General features: G+C 70.3%; 9 protein-coding genes. 7 read left to right on the forward strand and 2 right to left on the reverse strand.

What is annotated here, in order from left to right; all coding sequences use genetic code 11:
* Both ACQEXA_RS29590 and ACQEXA_RS29595 read left to right on the forward strand, forming a co-directional pair.
* On the forward strand, positions 1 to 981 hold the full coding sequence (locus tag ACQEXA_RS29590) for a carbohydrate ABC transporter permease (protein WP_432929842.1): 981 nt from the start codon (positions 1 to 3) through the stop codon (positions 979 to 981).
* Positions 978 to 1,865: a carbohydrate ABC transporter permease gene (locus ACQEXA_RS29595; protein ID WP_359397430.1), complete on the forward strand. Its 888-nt coding sequence runs from the start codon at positions 978 to 980 to the stop codon at positions 1,863 to 1,865. The genes ACQEXA_RS29590 and ACQEXA_RS29595 overlap by 4 nt, the downstream gene beginning before the upstream one ends.
* A gap of 109 nt (positions 1,866 to 1,974) precedes the next feature.
* Here the strand turns inward: ACQEXA_RS29595 and ACQEXA_RS29600 are convergent, their stop codons facing one another.
* Positions 1,975 to 4,671: a SpoIIE family protein phosphatase gene (locus ACQEXA_RS29600; protein ID WP_433131587.1), complete on the reverse strand. Its 2,697-nt coding sequence runs from the start codon at positions 4,669 to 4,671 to the stop codon at positions 1,975 to 1,977.
* A gap of 385 nt (positions 4,672 to 5,056) precedes the next feature.
* On the opposite strand from ACQEXA_RS29600, the gene ACQEXA_RS29605 reads away from it, so the two are divergent.
* Entirely contained in the window at positions 5,057 to 8,161 is a 3,105-nt protein-coding gene (locus ACQEXA_RS29605) for a fibronectin type III domain-containing protein (protein WP_433131589.1), read from the forward strand.
* A gap of 198 nt (positions 8,162 to 8,359) precedes the next feature.
* On the opposite strand, the gene ACQEXA_RS29610 is transcribed toward ACQEXA_RS29605, so the two are convergent.
* Positions 8,360 to 9,448, reverse strand: a complete 1,089-nt coding sequence (locus ACQEXA_RS29610) for an aldo/keto reductase (RefSeq protein ID WP_433131591.1) — start codon at positions 9,446 to 9,448, stop codon at positions 8,360 to 8,362.
* A gap of 152 nt (positions 9,449 to 9,600) precedes the next feature.
* Between ACQEXA_RS29610 and ACQEXA_RS29615 the strand changes: the two genes are divergently transcribed.
* The 4 genes from ACQEXA_RS29615 (at position 9,601) to ACQEXA_RS29630 (ending at position 16,002) form a co-directional block, all read left to right on the forward strand.
* Positions 9,601 to 10,212, forward strand: a complete 612-nt coding sequence (locus tag ACQEXA_RS29615) for a TetR family transcriptional regulator (protein ID WP_432929836.1) — start codon at positions 9,601 to 9,603, stop codon at positions 10,210 to 10,212.
* A gap of 287 nt (positions 10,213 to 10,499) precedes the next feature.
* A complete protein-coding gene (locus ACQEXA_RS29620; protein ID WP_432929834.1) occupies positions 10,500 to 12,188 on the forward strand; it encodes a fibronectin type III domain-containing protein in 1,689 nt (562 codons plus the stop codon).
* Between the two features lie 264 nt (positions 12,189 to 12,452).
* Complete coding sequence (locus ACQEXA_RS29625) at positions 12,453 to 13,073, forward strand: hypothetical protein (RefSeq protein WP_432929832.1); 621 nt, start codon at positions 12,453 to 12,455, stop codon at positions 13,071 to 13,073.
* 517 nt (positions 13,074 to 13,590) lie between these two features.
* A complete protein-coding gene (locus ACQEXA_RS29630; RefSeq protein ID WP_433131594.1) occupies positions 13,591 to 16,002 on the forward strand; it encodes a SpoIIE family protein phosphatase in 2,412 nt (803 codons plus the stop codon).
* Positions 16,003 to 16,118: the final 116 nt, after the last annotated feature.

Consider the following 16,118-nt stretch of genomic DNA (forward strand, 5'->3'; position numbering starts at 1 on the left):
ATGACGACAGACACGACGACGAAGAACCCGGAGGCGGCCGCCGTGCCGCCTCCGGGCGCTGCTTCCCGAACCAAGCGGGCCACCCAGAGCCACCGGCGTCTGCTGACCCGCCGTGACCGGTTCACACTCGCCTTGATGGCGGGCGTGCCCACGGTCCTGCACGTGGCCCTGGTCTGGGTCACCGCCCTCGCCTCCATCGCGCTGGCCTTCACCACCTGGGACGGCATCGGGTTCGACTCGATCAAGTGGGTGGGCCTGGAGAACTTCAAGCAACTGTTCTCCGACAACCCGCAGTTCTGGCCCGCCGTCGAGCACAACGTCATCTGGTTCGTGGTGCTCATCCTGATCCCGACCCCGCTCGGCCTGTTCCTGGCCGTGCAGTTGGACAAGAAGATCCGGTTCAGCCGTGTCTACCAGACCGCGTTCTTCCTGCCGGTCGTCATCTCGATGGCCTGCATCGGGTTCGTCTGGCAACTCGTGTACAACCCCGACACGGGCCTGATCAACAGCATCATCGGGGCCAACAAGCCCGGCCACTACATCGACTGGATCGGCGACCCGAAGCTGAACCTGTGGGCCGTGCTCATCGCCGCGTCCTGGCGTCACACCGGCTACATGATGATCCTCTACCTGGCCGGCCTGAAGAGCGTCGACCCGTCGCTGCGGGAGGCCTCCGCGCTGGACGGCGCGAACGAGTGGCAGACGTTCAAGAACGTCATCTTCCCCACTCTGAGGCCGACCAACACGGTCGTCCTCGTCGTCACCATCATCGAGGCGCTGCGCGCCTTCGACCTCGTCTTCGTCTTCAACAAGGGCGCCCAGGGCACGGAGTTGCTGTCCATCCTGGTGACGAACAACATCATCGGGGAGTCCAGCCGCATCGGTTACGGCTCAGCGATCGCCGTGGTCCTGCTGGTGATCTCCCTCGCGGTCATCATTCCCTACCTGGTGGCCACCTTCCGGAAGGAGCGGCGATCGTGAGCGCCTCCACCGCCGCACTCAAGCGGCGCGCCCCGGTGCGGCCGGCCCGGATCCTGCTGCACGTCTTCCTCGCCGGCGCCGCCCTGGCCTGGCTGGCGCCCCTGCTGTGGGCAATCTTCTCGGCCCTGCGCCCGTACAGCGAGACCAGCAACAAGGGTTATGTGTCCTGGCCGGACAAGCTGAGTCTGGAAAACTTCACCAATGCGTTCACGCAGTCGGACATGCTGCACTACTTCGGCAACACGCTGATCATCGCCGTCCCGGCCGTGCTGCTGACGCTGTTCCTGTCCTCCTGCGTCGCCTTCTACGTCGCCCGCTTCGACTTCCGCCTCAACCTCGCGCTGCTGCTGGTCTTCACGGCGGGCAACCTCCTCCCGCAGCAGGTCATCATCACCCCGCTGTACCGGCTGTACCTGCTCACCGACCTCCCGGGCATCACCCCGAGCGGCAAGCTGTACGACTCCGCGCTCGGCCTGGTCCTCATCCATGTGGCGTTCCAGTCCGGTTTCTGCGCGTTCGTGCTGAGCAACTACATGCGCTCCCTGCCGCACGAACTGACGGAGGCGGCGCTGGTCGACGGTGCCTCGGTGTGGCGGCTGTACTGGCAGATCACTCTGCCGCTGTGCAAGCCGGCGATGGCTGCGTTGGCGACCCTGCTGTCGATCTGGATCTACAACGACTTCTTCTGGGCCCTCGTGCTGATCTCCACCGGCGAGAACATGCCGATCACCTCGGCGCTGAACAACCTCTCCGGCCAGTACTTCACGGACCCCAATCTGGTCGCCGCCGGCGCTCTGCTCACCGCGATCCCCACGCTGGTCGTGTACTTCGTGCTCCAGCGCCAGTTCGTCAGCGGGCTGACCCTGGGCTCCAACAAGGGCTGACCGGCAGCACGGTTCGCGACCGCGCCCGCCCGGCCATGGACAGTGGCGGGCGCGGGACGGCATGTGTCGACGCCGCCGGCGGCCGGATGGTCTCCGGCGGCCGGCGCGCTCAGAGGGTGGCCTCGCCGAACTGCTCCAGGAGAACGTCGACCGGTGTGAGGGTCGGAACGGCGGCGAACGGGCCTTCGTCCAGGGTCTGTTCCGCCCAGATGGCCTTTCCGTCGGGTGTGTACCGCTTTCCCCATCGCTGTGCGAACTGCGACACGAGGAACAGCCCACGCCCGCCCTCGTCCGTGGCCGCCGCCCGGCGCAGGCGCGGCGAGGTGCTGCTGCCGTCCGACACCTCGCAGATCAGACAGTGCCCCTTCAGCAGCCGTACCCCGACCGGCGGGGATCCGTACCGGATCGCGTTCGTCACCAGTTCGCTGAGGATGAGTTCCGTGGTGAACGCCATCTCCTCCAGCTCCCACTCCCGCAGCTTCTGCGTGCAGCGCGCCCGTACCGAGGGCACCACCGCCGGGTCCGAGGGCACCTCCCACTCGGCCACGTACGAGCGGGGAAGGAGCCGGGTACGCGCCACCAGCAGCGCGATGTCGTCGGAGGGATGGGCCGGCTTCAGGGCGTCGATCACGGCCCGGCAGGCCTCCTCGGGACTCCGCTCGTCGTCTCCTTCCAGCGCCAGGTGCAGCCCGCGCAGCCCGACGTCCATGTCGCGGCGACGGTCGACCACCAGGCCGTCGGTGTACAGCACCAGCTGTGCGTTCTCGGGCAGACGCAGCTCCGCTGTCTCGAAGGGGTAGCCTCCCAGCCCGAGCGGGGCAGAGGCCGGCACGTCGAGCCAGGTGACGGTCCCGTCCGGGCACACCACCACCGGGTCGGGGTGTCCCGCGCGGGCCATCGTGCAGGACCCCGTCACCGAGTCGTAGACCGCGTACAGGCACGTCGCTCCCGTCACCCCCTCGCCTTCGTGGCCCTCGGCGCCCTCCTCGCTGTCCATGCGCACCACCAGGTCGTCCAGGTTCCCGAGCACCTCGTCCACCGGGAGGTCCAGCGTGGAGAAGTTGTGCACCGCGGTGCGCAGCCGCCCCATCGTGGCGGCCGCGTGCAGCCCGTGACCGACGACGTCGCCCATCACCAGGGCCACCCGGGCGCACGGCAGCGGGATGACGTCGAACCAGTCCCCGCCCACCCCGGCCTCCGCGGGCAGATACCGCCAGGCCACCTCCAGCGCGTCCTGTTCCGGCTGTCCTCGCGGCAGCAGACTGCGCTGCAGCGCCACCGCCATCGCGTGCTCCCGTGTGAACCTCCTGGCGTTGTCGATGGCCACCGCCGCGCGCGCGGCCAGTTCCTCCGCGAAGGACAGGTCCTCCGGCACGTACGCCGGGGAGTCCCCCATTCGGTAGAAGTTCGCCACGCCCAGCGGCACACCCCGAGACTGCAGCGGCACGGTCACCAGGGAATGCAGCCCGAGCTCCAGGGCCTTCCGGGTGCGCTCGGGGTCCTGCTCCTGCCAGCCGCGCGCCTCCTTGAGGTCCGGCTCCAGCACACCCCGGCCCAGCCGCAGAGCCCACATCTGCGGGGCGCCCATCGGAAACGTGATCAGTTCCCCCAGCGGGTACACCGGCAGCACCATGTGATCACCGCCGAGGGCCACACGCCGCTGCTGCCGCCAGCCCTCCGCCGTCGGTTCCCAGCCGCACAGCACCGCGTCCAGCAGATCCACCGTGACGACATCGGCGAGCTGCGGCACGGCGACCTCGGCCAGCTCTTCGGCCGTACGCCCCACATCCAGCGTCGTTCCGACCCGCACCCCCGCCTCGTACAGCAGCTTCAGCCGCTCCCGCGCCACCTCGGCCCGTCCGGAGACCGTCGCCAGCTCGGTGGTGTCGCGCAAGGTCACCACGCTGCCTCCCCGGCCCTCGTCGGGGAACGTGGGCCGCTTGTTCACCGCCACCAAGCGGTCCCCGGCCAGATGCACCTCGTCGGTCGCCGTTCCCGGCGACGCGAGCAGGCGCGTGATCTCCTTCGGAAGTCCCAGCTCGTGCACCGGACGCCCCAGCTCGCCCTGGCCCAGAGCCAGCAGTCGCTTCGCCTCTTCGTTGGCCAGCACCAGCCGCCCGTCGGCGTCGGTGATCAGCACCCCTTCCCGGACCGCGTGCAGCACCGCGTCGTGGTGCTCGTACATCCGGGCGAGTTCCGGAGGGCCCAGTCCGCGTGTCTGCCGCCGCAGCCGCCCCGCCATGATCGAGGTCCCGGCCGTGGCCAGCGCCAGCGCGCCCGCACCGGCCCCGGCGATGAGCGGCAGCTGCGGCACCCACAGCCGCGTGACGTTCTTGACGGTGATCCCGGCGGAGACCAGGCCGACGACCCTGCCCCGGGCGTCGGTCACCGGAACCACCGCCTGCACGTCCGTTCCCCGGCCCGCGGGCAGAGGCGGGCCGCCGGCCTGCTCCACGATCGTGTGGCCCCGCAGCGCCAGCCCGATGTTCCCGACGAACTTCTTCCCGATCTGACCGGGGTAGGGGTACGTGTACCGGATTCCCTCTGTGCTCAGGGCGATGACGAAGTCCACGCCCGCCTTCTTGCGGGCCGCTTCGGCCTTCGGCTGGAGCACCGCGCTCGGGTCCGAGCTGCGGAACGCCTTGGCCACCCCGGGCGCATTGGCGAAGGACTGGGCCGCGACGACCGACTCCCGCCGCCCCAGAGCGAGCGCGTCACGCGCCGCCTGGAGCACCACGGCGGCGACCGCGGCCAGCACCAGCAGCACGACGATCACGAACTGGATGAGGAACACCTGTCCGGCCATGCTGCGCGGGTTCAACAGGGAAGCGCGACCCTTGTGCGAGCCTCCGGTGGAAGGTGACACGACGAGCTCCGAAAAAGCCGGAGATACAACCTCATGACCCCTTCATAACACCGCACGGTAAGCGTGGGCGCCTCACCCGGGGAGCGAGTCGATATCAGGGACCCGGGTGCGGTCTGCCCGGCTCATGACCGCGTCGCCGCTCCGCCGAAGAGCCCGCTGCCGCACGGCGAGTGTTACCGAACGAGGACACGATTTCTGCACGAAACCTTCATGCGAATAGCTGTTCGCATGCCATCATTCCGGCGGCAGAAGCGATCACCCGGTGGACACCCGAGCCGTCATGCCGCACCAGGTGCGCCGGGCCTGAGGAAGGATGACGCCCCGGATGGGCAGACCCGTTCCCCCGCAATCCCGCGCCCGAGCGCCGCACCGGCTGCTGTGGCCGGTCACCGCGGCCGCCGCCGGGGCCGCGCTCATCGCCAGTACCGTGCAGACCCCGCCCCAGGCGCGATCGGACACAGCGCCGGTCGCGGCCCTGAGCTGCGCCGACGGTGTGTGGAAGGCCGACTACTACGCCAACACCACCCTCACCGGCACACCCCGCAAGTCGCTGTGCGACAAGTCCATCGGCGAGAACTGGGGCAAGGGCCATCCCGCCGGGATATCCCTGCCGAACGACCGCTTCGGCGCCCGCTGGACGATGCGCCGCAACTTCGGCGGGGGCGGCCCCTTCCTGCTAAAGACCGCGGCCCAGGACGGCATCCGGGTCTGGATCGACGGCAAGCGCTACGTCAACCTGTGGCGCGACTACGCCTCCACCCAGCACGCCGGCGTCAAGGTGACCGTGCCCTCCCGGACGCACACCGTGCGGGTCGACTATGTGGCGTTCACGGGCTCGGCCAACGTCGCCGTCAGCCTCGCTCCGACCACCCCGGACAAGGTCGCCCCGCTGGCGCCCGCCTCCGTCAAGGCGGCGAGGGGTGACGGCAAGGCCACCGTCAGCTGGGGCCGCAACGCCGAAGCGGACCTGGCCGGTTACCGGGTCTACCGCTCCACCAGCACCCCCGTGGCGATCGACACCGCACACCGGATCAGCGGCTCCGGTCTGCTGACCGGCGGCTCGTTCACCTCGACCGGGCTGCGCAACGGCACCAAGTACTGGTTCGCCGTCACCGCCGTGGACCGTTCCGGCAATCAGTCCCGCTCCTCGGCCAACGTCTCGGCCGTCCCGGCCGACCTCACCCCGCCGCGGGCACCGGACAACCTGGGGGCCGACGGCTACGGCGACATCGACCTCAACGGCAACGGCGTGCCCGACCCCGACGACGACCTCGGCGAGAACTACCTGACCTGGGGGCCGAGCTGGGACGACGACTACAGCACCAAGGACTCCTTCGCCGGCTACCACGTCTACCGCGCCACGTCCCCCGGCGGTCCCTGGACCAGGATCCGGGGCGCCGACGCCCGGGTCGTCCAGGACAACGCCTACGCCGACAAGAACGCCCCGATCGGCATCACCGCCTACTACCGGGTGACAGCCGTCGACACCGCCGGCAACGAGTCCGCCCCGGCCGCCACCGAGCCCGGCGAGTACGCCAAGAACATCGCCTCGGGGCTGCGCCCCGACACCGGCCTGTACCCGCCGGCGCAGCCCACCGGGCTCCAGGGCCGGCTCAGCGGTGCCGACGCCGTGCTGGACTGGGCCGACAACCCGGTCGGCAGCCCCGTGCACGGCCTGACCACCGGCTACCAGGTGCAGTCCGCCCCCTCGGCCTCCGGCCCCTGGACCCTGCTCGCGGGCAGCAACGCCCCGCTCGTCCCGTCGGAGTTCACCGAAAGCGGCCTGCCCTTGGGCGCGACGCACTACTACCGGGTCCGCGCCGTCGGCAAGGTGATCGACGCCTACACCCCTCGCGCGTACTCGGCCTGGACCACGCCGGTCGCCGTCAGCCGCCCGGTGCCGCCGGACACCACCCCGCCCGCCGCGCCCGCCGCTCCCGAGGTCACCGCACCCGACGGCGGCACCACCGCCACCCTGACCTGGGTCACCGACGGCTGGCCCGGCTATGAGCAGGACTTCGCCGGCTACCAGGTGACCCGCAGCGCGAGCGCCGGCGGCCCGTTCACCGACTCCGGAAGCCCCAGCACTCCCCAGTGCACCGACGTCCCCGGTACCGTTCAGGTCCGCTGCACCCTCACCGACGGCCCGATCGCCACCGACGCCACCCCGTACTACCGGGTCGTCTCGGTGGACCGGGTGGGCAACCGCTCCTCCGGCACCGTGGTGCAGCTGAAGCGGCTGCCCTCTCCGGCGCCCAGGCCGTCCCCGGCCACCGGTCTGACGGCCACGCGCGACGACAGCGGCGGCATCCTGCTCGACTGGGACGACTCCCCGTCGTCCGAGGCCTACCGCTACTACCTGTACCGGACGACGTACGGCAGCCAGTGCGCGAACGCCGTCACCTACGACACGGCCGACTCCTACTACCTGGACACCACCCCGTACCGAAAGGCCCGTTACTGCCTGACGGTGCGCGGTTTCCAGGGCACCTACAGCGACCCGATCTGGATCGACGTGTCCGACGAGCCCGGCCCCGGTCCGCAGGCGGCCGGCAGGCCGACCGCGCAGGGCACCACCGACGGGATCCGGCTGACCTGGTCGACCAAGGACCCCAGCACGGCCCGCTACGAGGTCTGGCGCCGCACCGAGACGGACGCCGTGTTCATCAAGACCGCGAACATCACCGCGGCGACGTCCCCGGACTGGACGGACGCCGACGCACCGGCCGGCGTGCCCACGTGCTACCGGACGGTCGCCGTCGACGCGGCCGGGAACCGCTCGAACTTCTCCGACTACGACTGCGCGGTGCGCCCGTACCCCGAGGGCACCACACGTCCCGACCGGCCCGCGGGCCTGGCCGCACGGCAGGACGGCGACCACGCGGTGCTGTCCTGGCAGCCCGTCCCCGGCGCCACCGGGTACCGCGTCTACCGGAACTGGGTGGACGCCGCCCACCCCGGCACCCCGGTCCAGGACCAGCCCGTGACAGGCACCACGGTGGCCGACACCAGCGCGCCCGGCCCCGGCTTCGGCACCTACTACGCGGTGGTGGCCGTGGACGCCGCCGGGGTGCGCTCCGAAGCGGCGGTGCTGCCGTGGACGGGCGACGGCTACGGCACCTCCATGACCCTGGCCGCGAGCAGCTCCACGGACGGCGTGCTGCTCACCTGGTCCTGGGCCTGCCGGTTCGACTCGTGCCCGGCCCCGTCCTCGGTCACGGTCGAGCGCTGGAACCCCGCCACCCAGGTGTGGGACGAGCTGACGTCGACCCTGTCCGGCACCGAGGTGTCCTACCTGGACACCACCGCACCGGCCGGGGCGACCGCGTACTACCGGGTGCAGGTGTACGGCGAGGAGAGCGGCGCGACATCCCGGATCGGCGACGCGGCGGTCCCCGCCACCCGCCCCGCGGCGCCCACCTCGACCTGACGCCCTCCCCACGCATCAGCCCCCGCCGCCCCGTCGCACAGGTCGGCGGCGGGGCACAAGGCACGACATGACGAGGGTCCCGGCCGATGATCGGCCGGGACCCTCGCTTGCCCTGCTGCGCGGCGCGGAGGAGGTCGGGGCACGGAGTAGCCGCCGTCGACGGGTAGGGCGATGCCCGTGACAAAGCCCGGCTCCGGGTCAGTAGCGAGTGGGACTGGCCTGCAGCAGCGGGGAGACGATCGACGGGGTGCCGTCGACGGTGGCGCCGGCGAATTGGAGCATCCGCGCCAGGGTCCGGTTGTTCTCCGCGGGGAAGTTGAGGATGGGCGCGGACACCGCGTCGAGCGCGGTGCGCTGGGCGTCGGTGAAGGTGACGTCGAGCGCGGCGAGGTTCGCCTCGAACTGGTCGAGACGGCGGGCACCGAGGAGCGTGGACGTGATCGGGGTGCGGCTCTGCACCCAGGCCAGCGCCGTCGCGGCGGAGGTGGCGCCGATCTCGCGGGCGACGTCGTTGAGCGCATCGATGACGACGTAGTCGCTCTGGCTGGGTTCACCGACCAGATGCGCGCGGCGGGTGTCCACGCGGCCGGTTGTGGCACGGGAGTACTTGCCGGACAGGAACCCGCCCTTCAGCGGGCTCCAGGCCAGCACTCCCATGCCCATCGCCTCGGCCATGGGCAGCAGTTCGCCCTCGGCCGTCCGCTCGAGCAGGGAGTGCTCCAGCTGCAGCGCGGTGATCGGGGCCCAGCCGCGGAACCGGGCGATGGTGGCCGCTTCGGCGGTCGCCCAGGCCGGCACATCGGAGAAGCCGACGTAGCGGATCTTGCCGTCGCGGACCAGGTCGTCCAGGGTGCGCAGGGTCTCCTCGACGGGGGTGGCCGGGTCGAAGTTGTGCAGCCAGTACAGGTCGACGTAGTCGGTCTGCAGACGGCGCAGCGAGTTCTCCAGCTGCTGCACGATCGCCTTGCGGCCGGGTCCGCCGCCGTTGGGGTCGTTCTCGTAGAGGTTGGCGAAGAACTTGGTGCCGATCACCACGCGGTCGCGCAGCTCGGGACGGCGCGCGAAATAGTCTCCGATGATCTTCTCGGAGTGTCCGTTGGTGTAGATGTTGGCGGTGTCGATCGAGTTGCCGCCGCGCTCGAGGTAGGCCGTCAGGATGGCGTTGGATTCCTCCGCACTGGCGCCCCAGCCGTGGTCCTCCCCGAACGTCATCGTGCCGAGGGTGAACGGGCTGACCCGCAGCCCGGAGCGGCCGAGGCTGACGTAGGAACTCAAAGACGTGCTCATGCGGTGCTTCCTCTGGATGTGTTGCCACTTGTGATGGGTCCGGTCCGGTCAGCTGCCGTGCCAATGTGCCCAAACCAAACGGTTCGGTTTGGACAGTACTCCGGGTCGGATCCGAGGTCAAACCGAACAGTTTGGTTTGATACTCTGGGATCATGACCGCCCCCAGCCCCGCAGACTCCACGCGCGCACGCATCGCCGCCGCGGCGAAGACCGAGTTCTCCCGGTACGGGATCGCCGGGGCGCGAGTGGACCGGATCGCCAAGGAGGCCACGACCAGCAAGGAACGCGTCTACGCGTACTTCCGCAGCAAAGAGGCGCTCTACACCTTCATCGCAGGCCAGGAGCTACTGGCGGTGATCGAGGCGACGCCCATGGACCCCACCGACCTGCCCGAGTACGCCGGCCGGCTCTTCGACTACTTCAACACCAACCCCGAGCACTTCCGGCTGCTCAGCTGGGGCCGCTTGGAACGCGCGACCTTCCTCGCCGAACTGGAGGACGCCTATCAGGCGGCCATCCTTCACAAGGTCGAGCAGATCCGCGCAGGGCAGCAGGACGGGTATCTGGACCCGACGTGGGATCCGATCGACGTCCTCGCCCTCGTCCACCAGATCGCCAGCTCCTGGGTCGCCCAGGAAGAGCTGGCCCGGCTGGCGGCCGAGCAGACCCTCGACCCCGACACGGCGGCCCGTAGGGCGGCCGTCGTCAACGCGGTCCAACGCCTTTTCCCCGCTGCCGCGGACGCGAGGGACGCCACCGCCTGACGTTCGCGTAACTGTGGACGATCCGGGCTGGAGCGCCCGTGCCATCGACCGACGTACCCAGGGCCTGTTGCGAAAGTGGACCTCGGCCGGACTCACCAGTCGCGAGTGGCGATCAGTTCCTCGACGTCCGCGTCCGGGAATCCGTGAGCCGAGGCGTGCCGTCCGCACGGACGCGCCGCGTAAAGCCCTGGTCATGGGACCGTAAAGATCGGTACAACCTCTTCCCGGCCTCGCGTGTCGTGATCACGAACGCTCTTCTCCGCGTCCTGATCCGATCAGAGGACCGAATGAACTCAGCCAGACGACGCACGACCTCCGCGGCCGCCGGCGCCGTCGTGCTCGCCACCGCGGGCGGTCTGCTCACCGCGCTCGCCACGCCCGCCTCAGCGGCCGTCAGCTGCACTTCCCCTGTCTACAAGCGACAGTTCTTCGCGAACACCACGTTCTCGGGCGCACCGAAGAAGACCGACTGCGACTCCACGATCAGCGAGAACTGGCGTACGGGCGCACCCGCTTCGGGCCTGCCGTCCAACAACTTCTCCGTCCGCTGGACACTGACGCGCGACTTCGGCTCCGGCGGTCCCTTCGCCCTCACCGCGTCGGCTCAGGACGGCATCCGCGTCTACCTCGACAGCACCCGCAAGATCGACCTGTGGAAGAACGTCTCGTCGACGGTCTCCAAGACCGTCAACCTGACCATCCCCTCCGGCAAGCACACCCTCCGCGTCGACTACGTCAACTGGACCGGGGCGGCGAACGTCAAGTTCGCCTACTCACCCCGCACTTCCGCGACCGTCGACAAGGTCAGGCCGCTCACCCCGACCGGGACCTCCGTGTCGTACGACAAAGCGACGGGGAAGGCCAAGCTCGCCTGGTCCAAGAACAAGGAGATGGACCTGGCGGGTTACCGGGTCTACCGGCGCACGAAGGGCAGCGCCGACTGGACGAGGCTGGCGACCACCACCGCCACGACGTACACGGACGCGACCCTGCCGGTGACCGGCGCGGCGTACTACTACGAGATCCGCGCCTACGACAAGGCGGGCAACGAGTCGACGGGCACCGCCGATCAGGCGGTCACGACCGTCGACCGCACCGCGCCGCCCGCGCCGACCGGACTGAGCATCGCCCGGGAACCGGAAGATCTGCGGGTCCGGTGGAGCGCGGTCGAAGGAGCGGCGTCGTACCGGGTGTACCGGGCGACCAGCGCGGACGGGACCTACACCGGCATCGGCGCTACCGCCCAGGTCTCGTACGTGGACGCCTCGGCCGCCGAGGGCACCACCTACTACTACCGGGTGACGGCTCTCGACGCCGCGGGCAACGAGTCGGCGCGGTCCGTCGCCGCCAGCGGCACGCTCTGGGACCTCACCCCGCCCTCCGCCGTCACCGGGGTGACCGTCACTCCGACCGAGTACGGCTTCGAGGTGCACTGGGACGCCAACCCGACCGCCGACCTGGCGAGGTACGTGGTCCGACGGGGCGAGCTGTGGGGGGACGAGGAGGAGCAGGTGTGTTCCCTCTACCCCGGCTATTACGTGTCGGCCGACACCACCTCGTACGCGTACACCACCGTCCCGGACGGCGAGGAATCCTGCTTCATCGTCGATGCCGTCGACGACGCCTGGAACTCTTCCTTCGACTCGACCGGCGAGGCGCAGGTCGTGACCGCGACCGAGCTCGACATGACGCCGAGCGTGGCGACGCCGGAGGGCTCGCCGATAGAGCTGACGGCCACCTCGGAAGAGGCGGGCGTCGAGCTGTCCTGGTCTCCGGTGACCGACGCCACCGGCTACCAGGTCTACCGCTGGAACTCGGACGCCAAGGCGTACGAGAAGCTGGCGGCCCCGACGGGGACCTCCTACGAGGACACCGGCGCCGCCAAGGGCACCACTCACTTCTACTGGGTGACCGCCCAGTACACGGACGGCACCGAGTCCGCACCCGGCGCCGACGGGGTGGCCCTGGCGCCCTGAGCACAAGGAGGGGGCCCGGACGAGTCCGGGCCCCTTCCACGCCGGGGTCCCGCTGCCCGAGCGGAGCCGAGCGCTCAGAAGATGCGGGCTCAGGACACCGAGGGCGTGACCCGGAAGAGGCGGCCCGGGCGCGCCCCGGCCAGTGGCCCGCGCGGCCGACCAGGTGCGAGCCATCCGGGCGAGGCGCCGGGCCCGTACGGCATGGTGACCAGGGCCGCGGCGGCCCGCGGCGGATGCTGAGGCCTCCCCCTGCAGGAGAGCCCCGTGAGTGATCCCAGCCCCCGAGTGACCCCGAGGTCGGCATCCGTCGCAGCAGGCGAGGACGTTCCCGGTCCCGGGGTCATCGGCATCGGACTCGCCGCGGTGCTGACCTTCGCGCTCGCCCAGGGCTCGTGGCAGTGGTTCGCCACGTTCATCGGGGTGACGCTCCTCGCGGTGATGCTCGCCTTCCAGCGACGGGCGGCGTGGACGCCGGACGTTCGCTCGGCGTACATGCGCGGCCTGGTCGCGTACGCGCTGGTCGTCGGCCTGTGTGTGGCGATCGCACTTGCTCCCTTGCTGCAGCGCCGGGCCTGGCTGTTCCCCATGCCGGGCACGCGCGGCGAGTGCGATCTGATGGGCAGGTACGAGGCTCTCCAGGTGAAGGCCGCGCTGGGGAACCTGGCCGGCAGTGACGGCGCCGCCCTGGCGTTCGCGCAGGGGACCCAGGCCCGCAAGGCCGTCGCCGAGTGCCTGGCGGCCACGACGACTCTGTGGCTGCCCTTGTACGGGGTGGGGGTGGCGGTGCTGGTGGGGGCGGCTGCGTGGTTCCGCGACCGGGCCCGGGCCCGGCCGGGCGGAAGGCGTGCAGGTCCTCCGTCTCCGCGTTGGCCGGGTCTGTCCTGAATCGCCGACATCGCGTTCCCCGTCCTGTTGCTGCTGTCAGCCAGTGCCTTTCTCGGCGCCACCACTGAAGGGAAGTGGCAGGGCGCGGCGCCAGGCTGTGTCGGCAGTCTTACTGCTGCGCGCCGTACGCCGGTCATCCAGGAGGTACGCCGCTGTCCGTGTTCGTTGATGTCAACGATGGATGTCAGGCAGCGGTTTGAGACTTCGCGCCGCTCTGTCCCCGTGCGTGGGTGAACGAGGTCTCCACCCTGAAGGCCGTTTGAGTGACTGGAGGGTCACCTCCTGGTCCTCCGGGCTCAGCACCGGGCAGGCCGCCGGAGCGCAGCCACCCACTGGGTCTCGGCCTGGTCCACGACTGTGATCCCCGGCTCGCAGTACCTGTCGATCCGCTCCGGCGAACGGCCCACGGACGCCTGTGCGGCCTGCCCTGCCCGGGAGCGGCGTACATGTCGATGCGGCTGCTGCCGCTCGGGGAGATCCTTGTCGATATGGGGGTTTGAAGGCGAGATGATCGATCATGGACACTCCAGCCAGTATCTGCGGTCACAGTGCCTCCTCCACCGCAGCCGTGGCCGTGGCGGCGCCGGACGGGGCACTGACCGGCTGGAGTCCCGGCGCGCAGCTGATGCTCGGATACTCAGCCGCTGAGGCCGTGGGCCGGCCTGCAGCAGCTCTGCTCGCGGCGCGCCTTCCCGCGTCCGCCCGCAAGCGGCTCGCCGGGCAGCACGACTGGCTCGGTCGAGTAGTACTGCGCCACCGCGACGGCCACTGGGTGGAATGCGGACTGCGGGCGCGCCCGCTGCCCACTGGTGACGGGCGGGCCGGCTGGCTGCTGGAGGCCACCCCACTGCCGGAGGACGAGGACCGCGAGACGGACCCGCTGCTTCATTGGGCATTCGACCAGTCCCAGTTCGCTCTGGCGATCTTCGACACCGAGGGACGGTTCCTGCGCATCAACGAGCCCATGGCCCGGCAGCTCGCCGCGACCGAGCAGGAGGTTCGTGGGCTGCGGATCACCGAGCACATGACAGATCCCGCGTTCCAGGCCCCCGAGCAGTGCGTCGACCGTGTGGCCGCGGCTGGTGAGCCGGAGCACTCTGAGCACTACGTCCGGGTTCCGGGAGAGCCCCACCCGCACGCCTGGATCGCCCACTTCGCCCCGTTCAAGGACCCGGTAGGACGGGTGCACGGCGTCCAGTTGGCCGCGCTCGACTTCACCGAGCAGGCCGTCGCCCGCGAGCGCCTCGCGCTGATCAACGAGGCCAGCAGGCGTATCGGCAGCACCCTGGACATCACCCGAACCGCACAGGAACTGGCCGAGGTGGCCGTCCCCCGGCTCGCGGACCTCGCAGCTGTGGACCTGCTCGCCTTCATCGACCGCGGCGACGAGCCACCTTCCGGTCCGCTGTCCGGGCCGGTCACCATGCACCGGACCGCCTTGGCATCCATAGTCAAGATCCCGGAGTCCCTGGTGAGGCCGGGCAAGGCGACCACCTACCCGAGGTTCTCACCCCCGGCCGAGTGCCTGGCCACCGGCCGACCCGCCGCATACGAGATGACCGACTCCGCCATCGCCCGGTGGGCGACCCACGACCCCGCCCGCGCTGCCCGTATACGCGACCTGGGTGCGCACTCCATGATGGTGGCGCCGATACAAGCCCGCGGCGTCACCCTAGGCATCGTCCTCTTCGCCCGTAGCCAGCGCCCCGAACCGTACGTACCGGACGACATACTCCTGGCCGAGGAGATCACGGCCAGGGCGGCCGTATGCATCGACAACGCCCGCCGCTACACCCGCGAGCGCACCACCGCTGTGACCCTACAGCGCACCCTGCTGCCGTTGAAGATGCCCGACCAGGCGGCCGTCGAGATCGCCTCCCGTTATCTACCCGCTGGAGGCGGGGCCGGCGTGGGCGGCGACTGGTTCGATGTGATCCCGCTCTCCGGCGCCCGGGTCGCGCTGGTCGTCGGCGACGTTGTCGGCCACGGCGTCCAGGCCTCCGCCACCATGGGTCGGCTGCGCACAGCAGTACGCACCCTGGCCGACATCGACCTTCCGCCCGATGAGCTGCTCACCCACCTCGACGACGTGGTCACCCGCACCTATGCCGAAGCCGGTCCGACCGAGGGCATCGGCGCCGCTGCCGAAATCGCGGGCGGCCTCGGCGCCACCTGTCTGTACGCGATCTATGACCCGGTTTCCCAGGGCTGCCGCCTGGCCCGCGCCGGACACCCCCTACCCGTCGTAGTAGGTCTGGACGGCACGGTCGATCTCCTTGACCTACCCGCGGGCCCGCCGCTCGGCCTGGGGGGACTGCCCTTCGAAGCGGCCGAGGTCGACCTGCCCGAGGGCAGTCTCCTCGCCCTCTACACCGACGGCCTCATTGAGTCCCGCGGCCGCGACATCGATGAGGGGATTGACGCACTACGCCACGCCCTCACCCAACCCGCACCGTCATTGGACGCCCTCTGCGACGCCGTGCTCGCGAGGCTGCTTCCCGACCGTCCCGACGACATCGCCCTGCTCGTTGCCCGCACCCGGGCTCTCCCCGCCGACCAGGTAGCCACCTGGGATGTGCCCTCCGACCCTGCCGTGGTTGCCCAGGCGCGCACGAACGCCTCCCAGCGGCTGGCCGCCTGGGGACTGGACGAGCTGGCCTTCACCACCGAACTGGTGGTCAGCGAACTGGTCACCAACGCCATCCGTTACGGCCAGCCCCCCATCCAGCTGCGACTGATTCACGACCGCAGAGTCATCTGCGAGGTCTCCGACGCCAGCGACAGCTCCCCACACCTGCGGCGGGCTCGCGTCTTCGACGAGGGCGGACGCGGCCTGATGCTCGTCGCCCAGTTCGCTCAGCGCTGGGGCGTCCGCCACGCGGCGCAGGGCAAGACCATCTGGGCCGAGATGCATGGCACGGCTTGCTGATCACAGTCCGCTGAGCAAACGGGCCATCAGTCGACCTCGCCGTCCGTGATCGGCGTGACCATGCTGCTGGCCGCCGGCGGCAGTGTTCCGGCCGTGCTGTTCACCCTGGCAGGCAG

Source organism: Streptomyces sp. CA-106110 (assembly GCF_050936285.1).
Classification (GTDB): domain Bacteria; phylum Actinomycetota; class Actinomycetes; order Streptomycetales; family Streptomycetaceae; genus Streptomyces.

Bases quoted from the DNA above. Each gene is read 5' to 3' on its own strand.
- ACQEXA_RS29590 (WP_432929842.1), top strand. From the start codon at position 1: ATGACGACAGACACGACGACGAAGAACCCGGAGGCGGCCGCCGTGCCG.
- ACQEXA_RS29600 (WP_433131587.1), bottom strand. From the start codon at position 4,671: ATGGCCGGACAGGTGTTCCTCATCCAGTTCGTGATCGTCGTGCTGCTG.
- ACQEXA_RS29605 (WP_433131589.1), top strand. From the start codon at position 5,057: ATGGGCAGACCCGTTCCCCCGCAATCCCGCGCCCGAGCGCCGCACCGG.
- ACQEXA_RS29610 (WP_433131591.1), bottom strand. From the start codon at position 9,448: ATGAGCACGTCTTTGAGTTCCTACGTCAGCCTCGGCCGCTCCGGGCTG.
- ACQEXA_RS29615 (WP_432929836.1), top strand. From the start codon at position 9,601: ATGACCGCCCCCAGCCCCGCAGACTCCACGCGCGCACGCATCGCCGCC.
- ACQEXA_RS29620 (WP_432929834.1), top strand. From the start codon at position 10,500: ATGAACTCAGCCAGACGACGCACGACCTCCGCGGCCGCCGGCGCCGTC.
- ACQEXA_RS29630 (WP_433131594.1), top strand. From the start codon at position 13,591: ATGGACACTCCAGCCAGTATCTGCGGTCACAGTGCCTCCTCCACCGCA.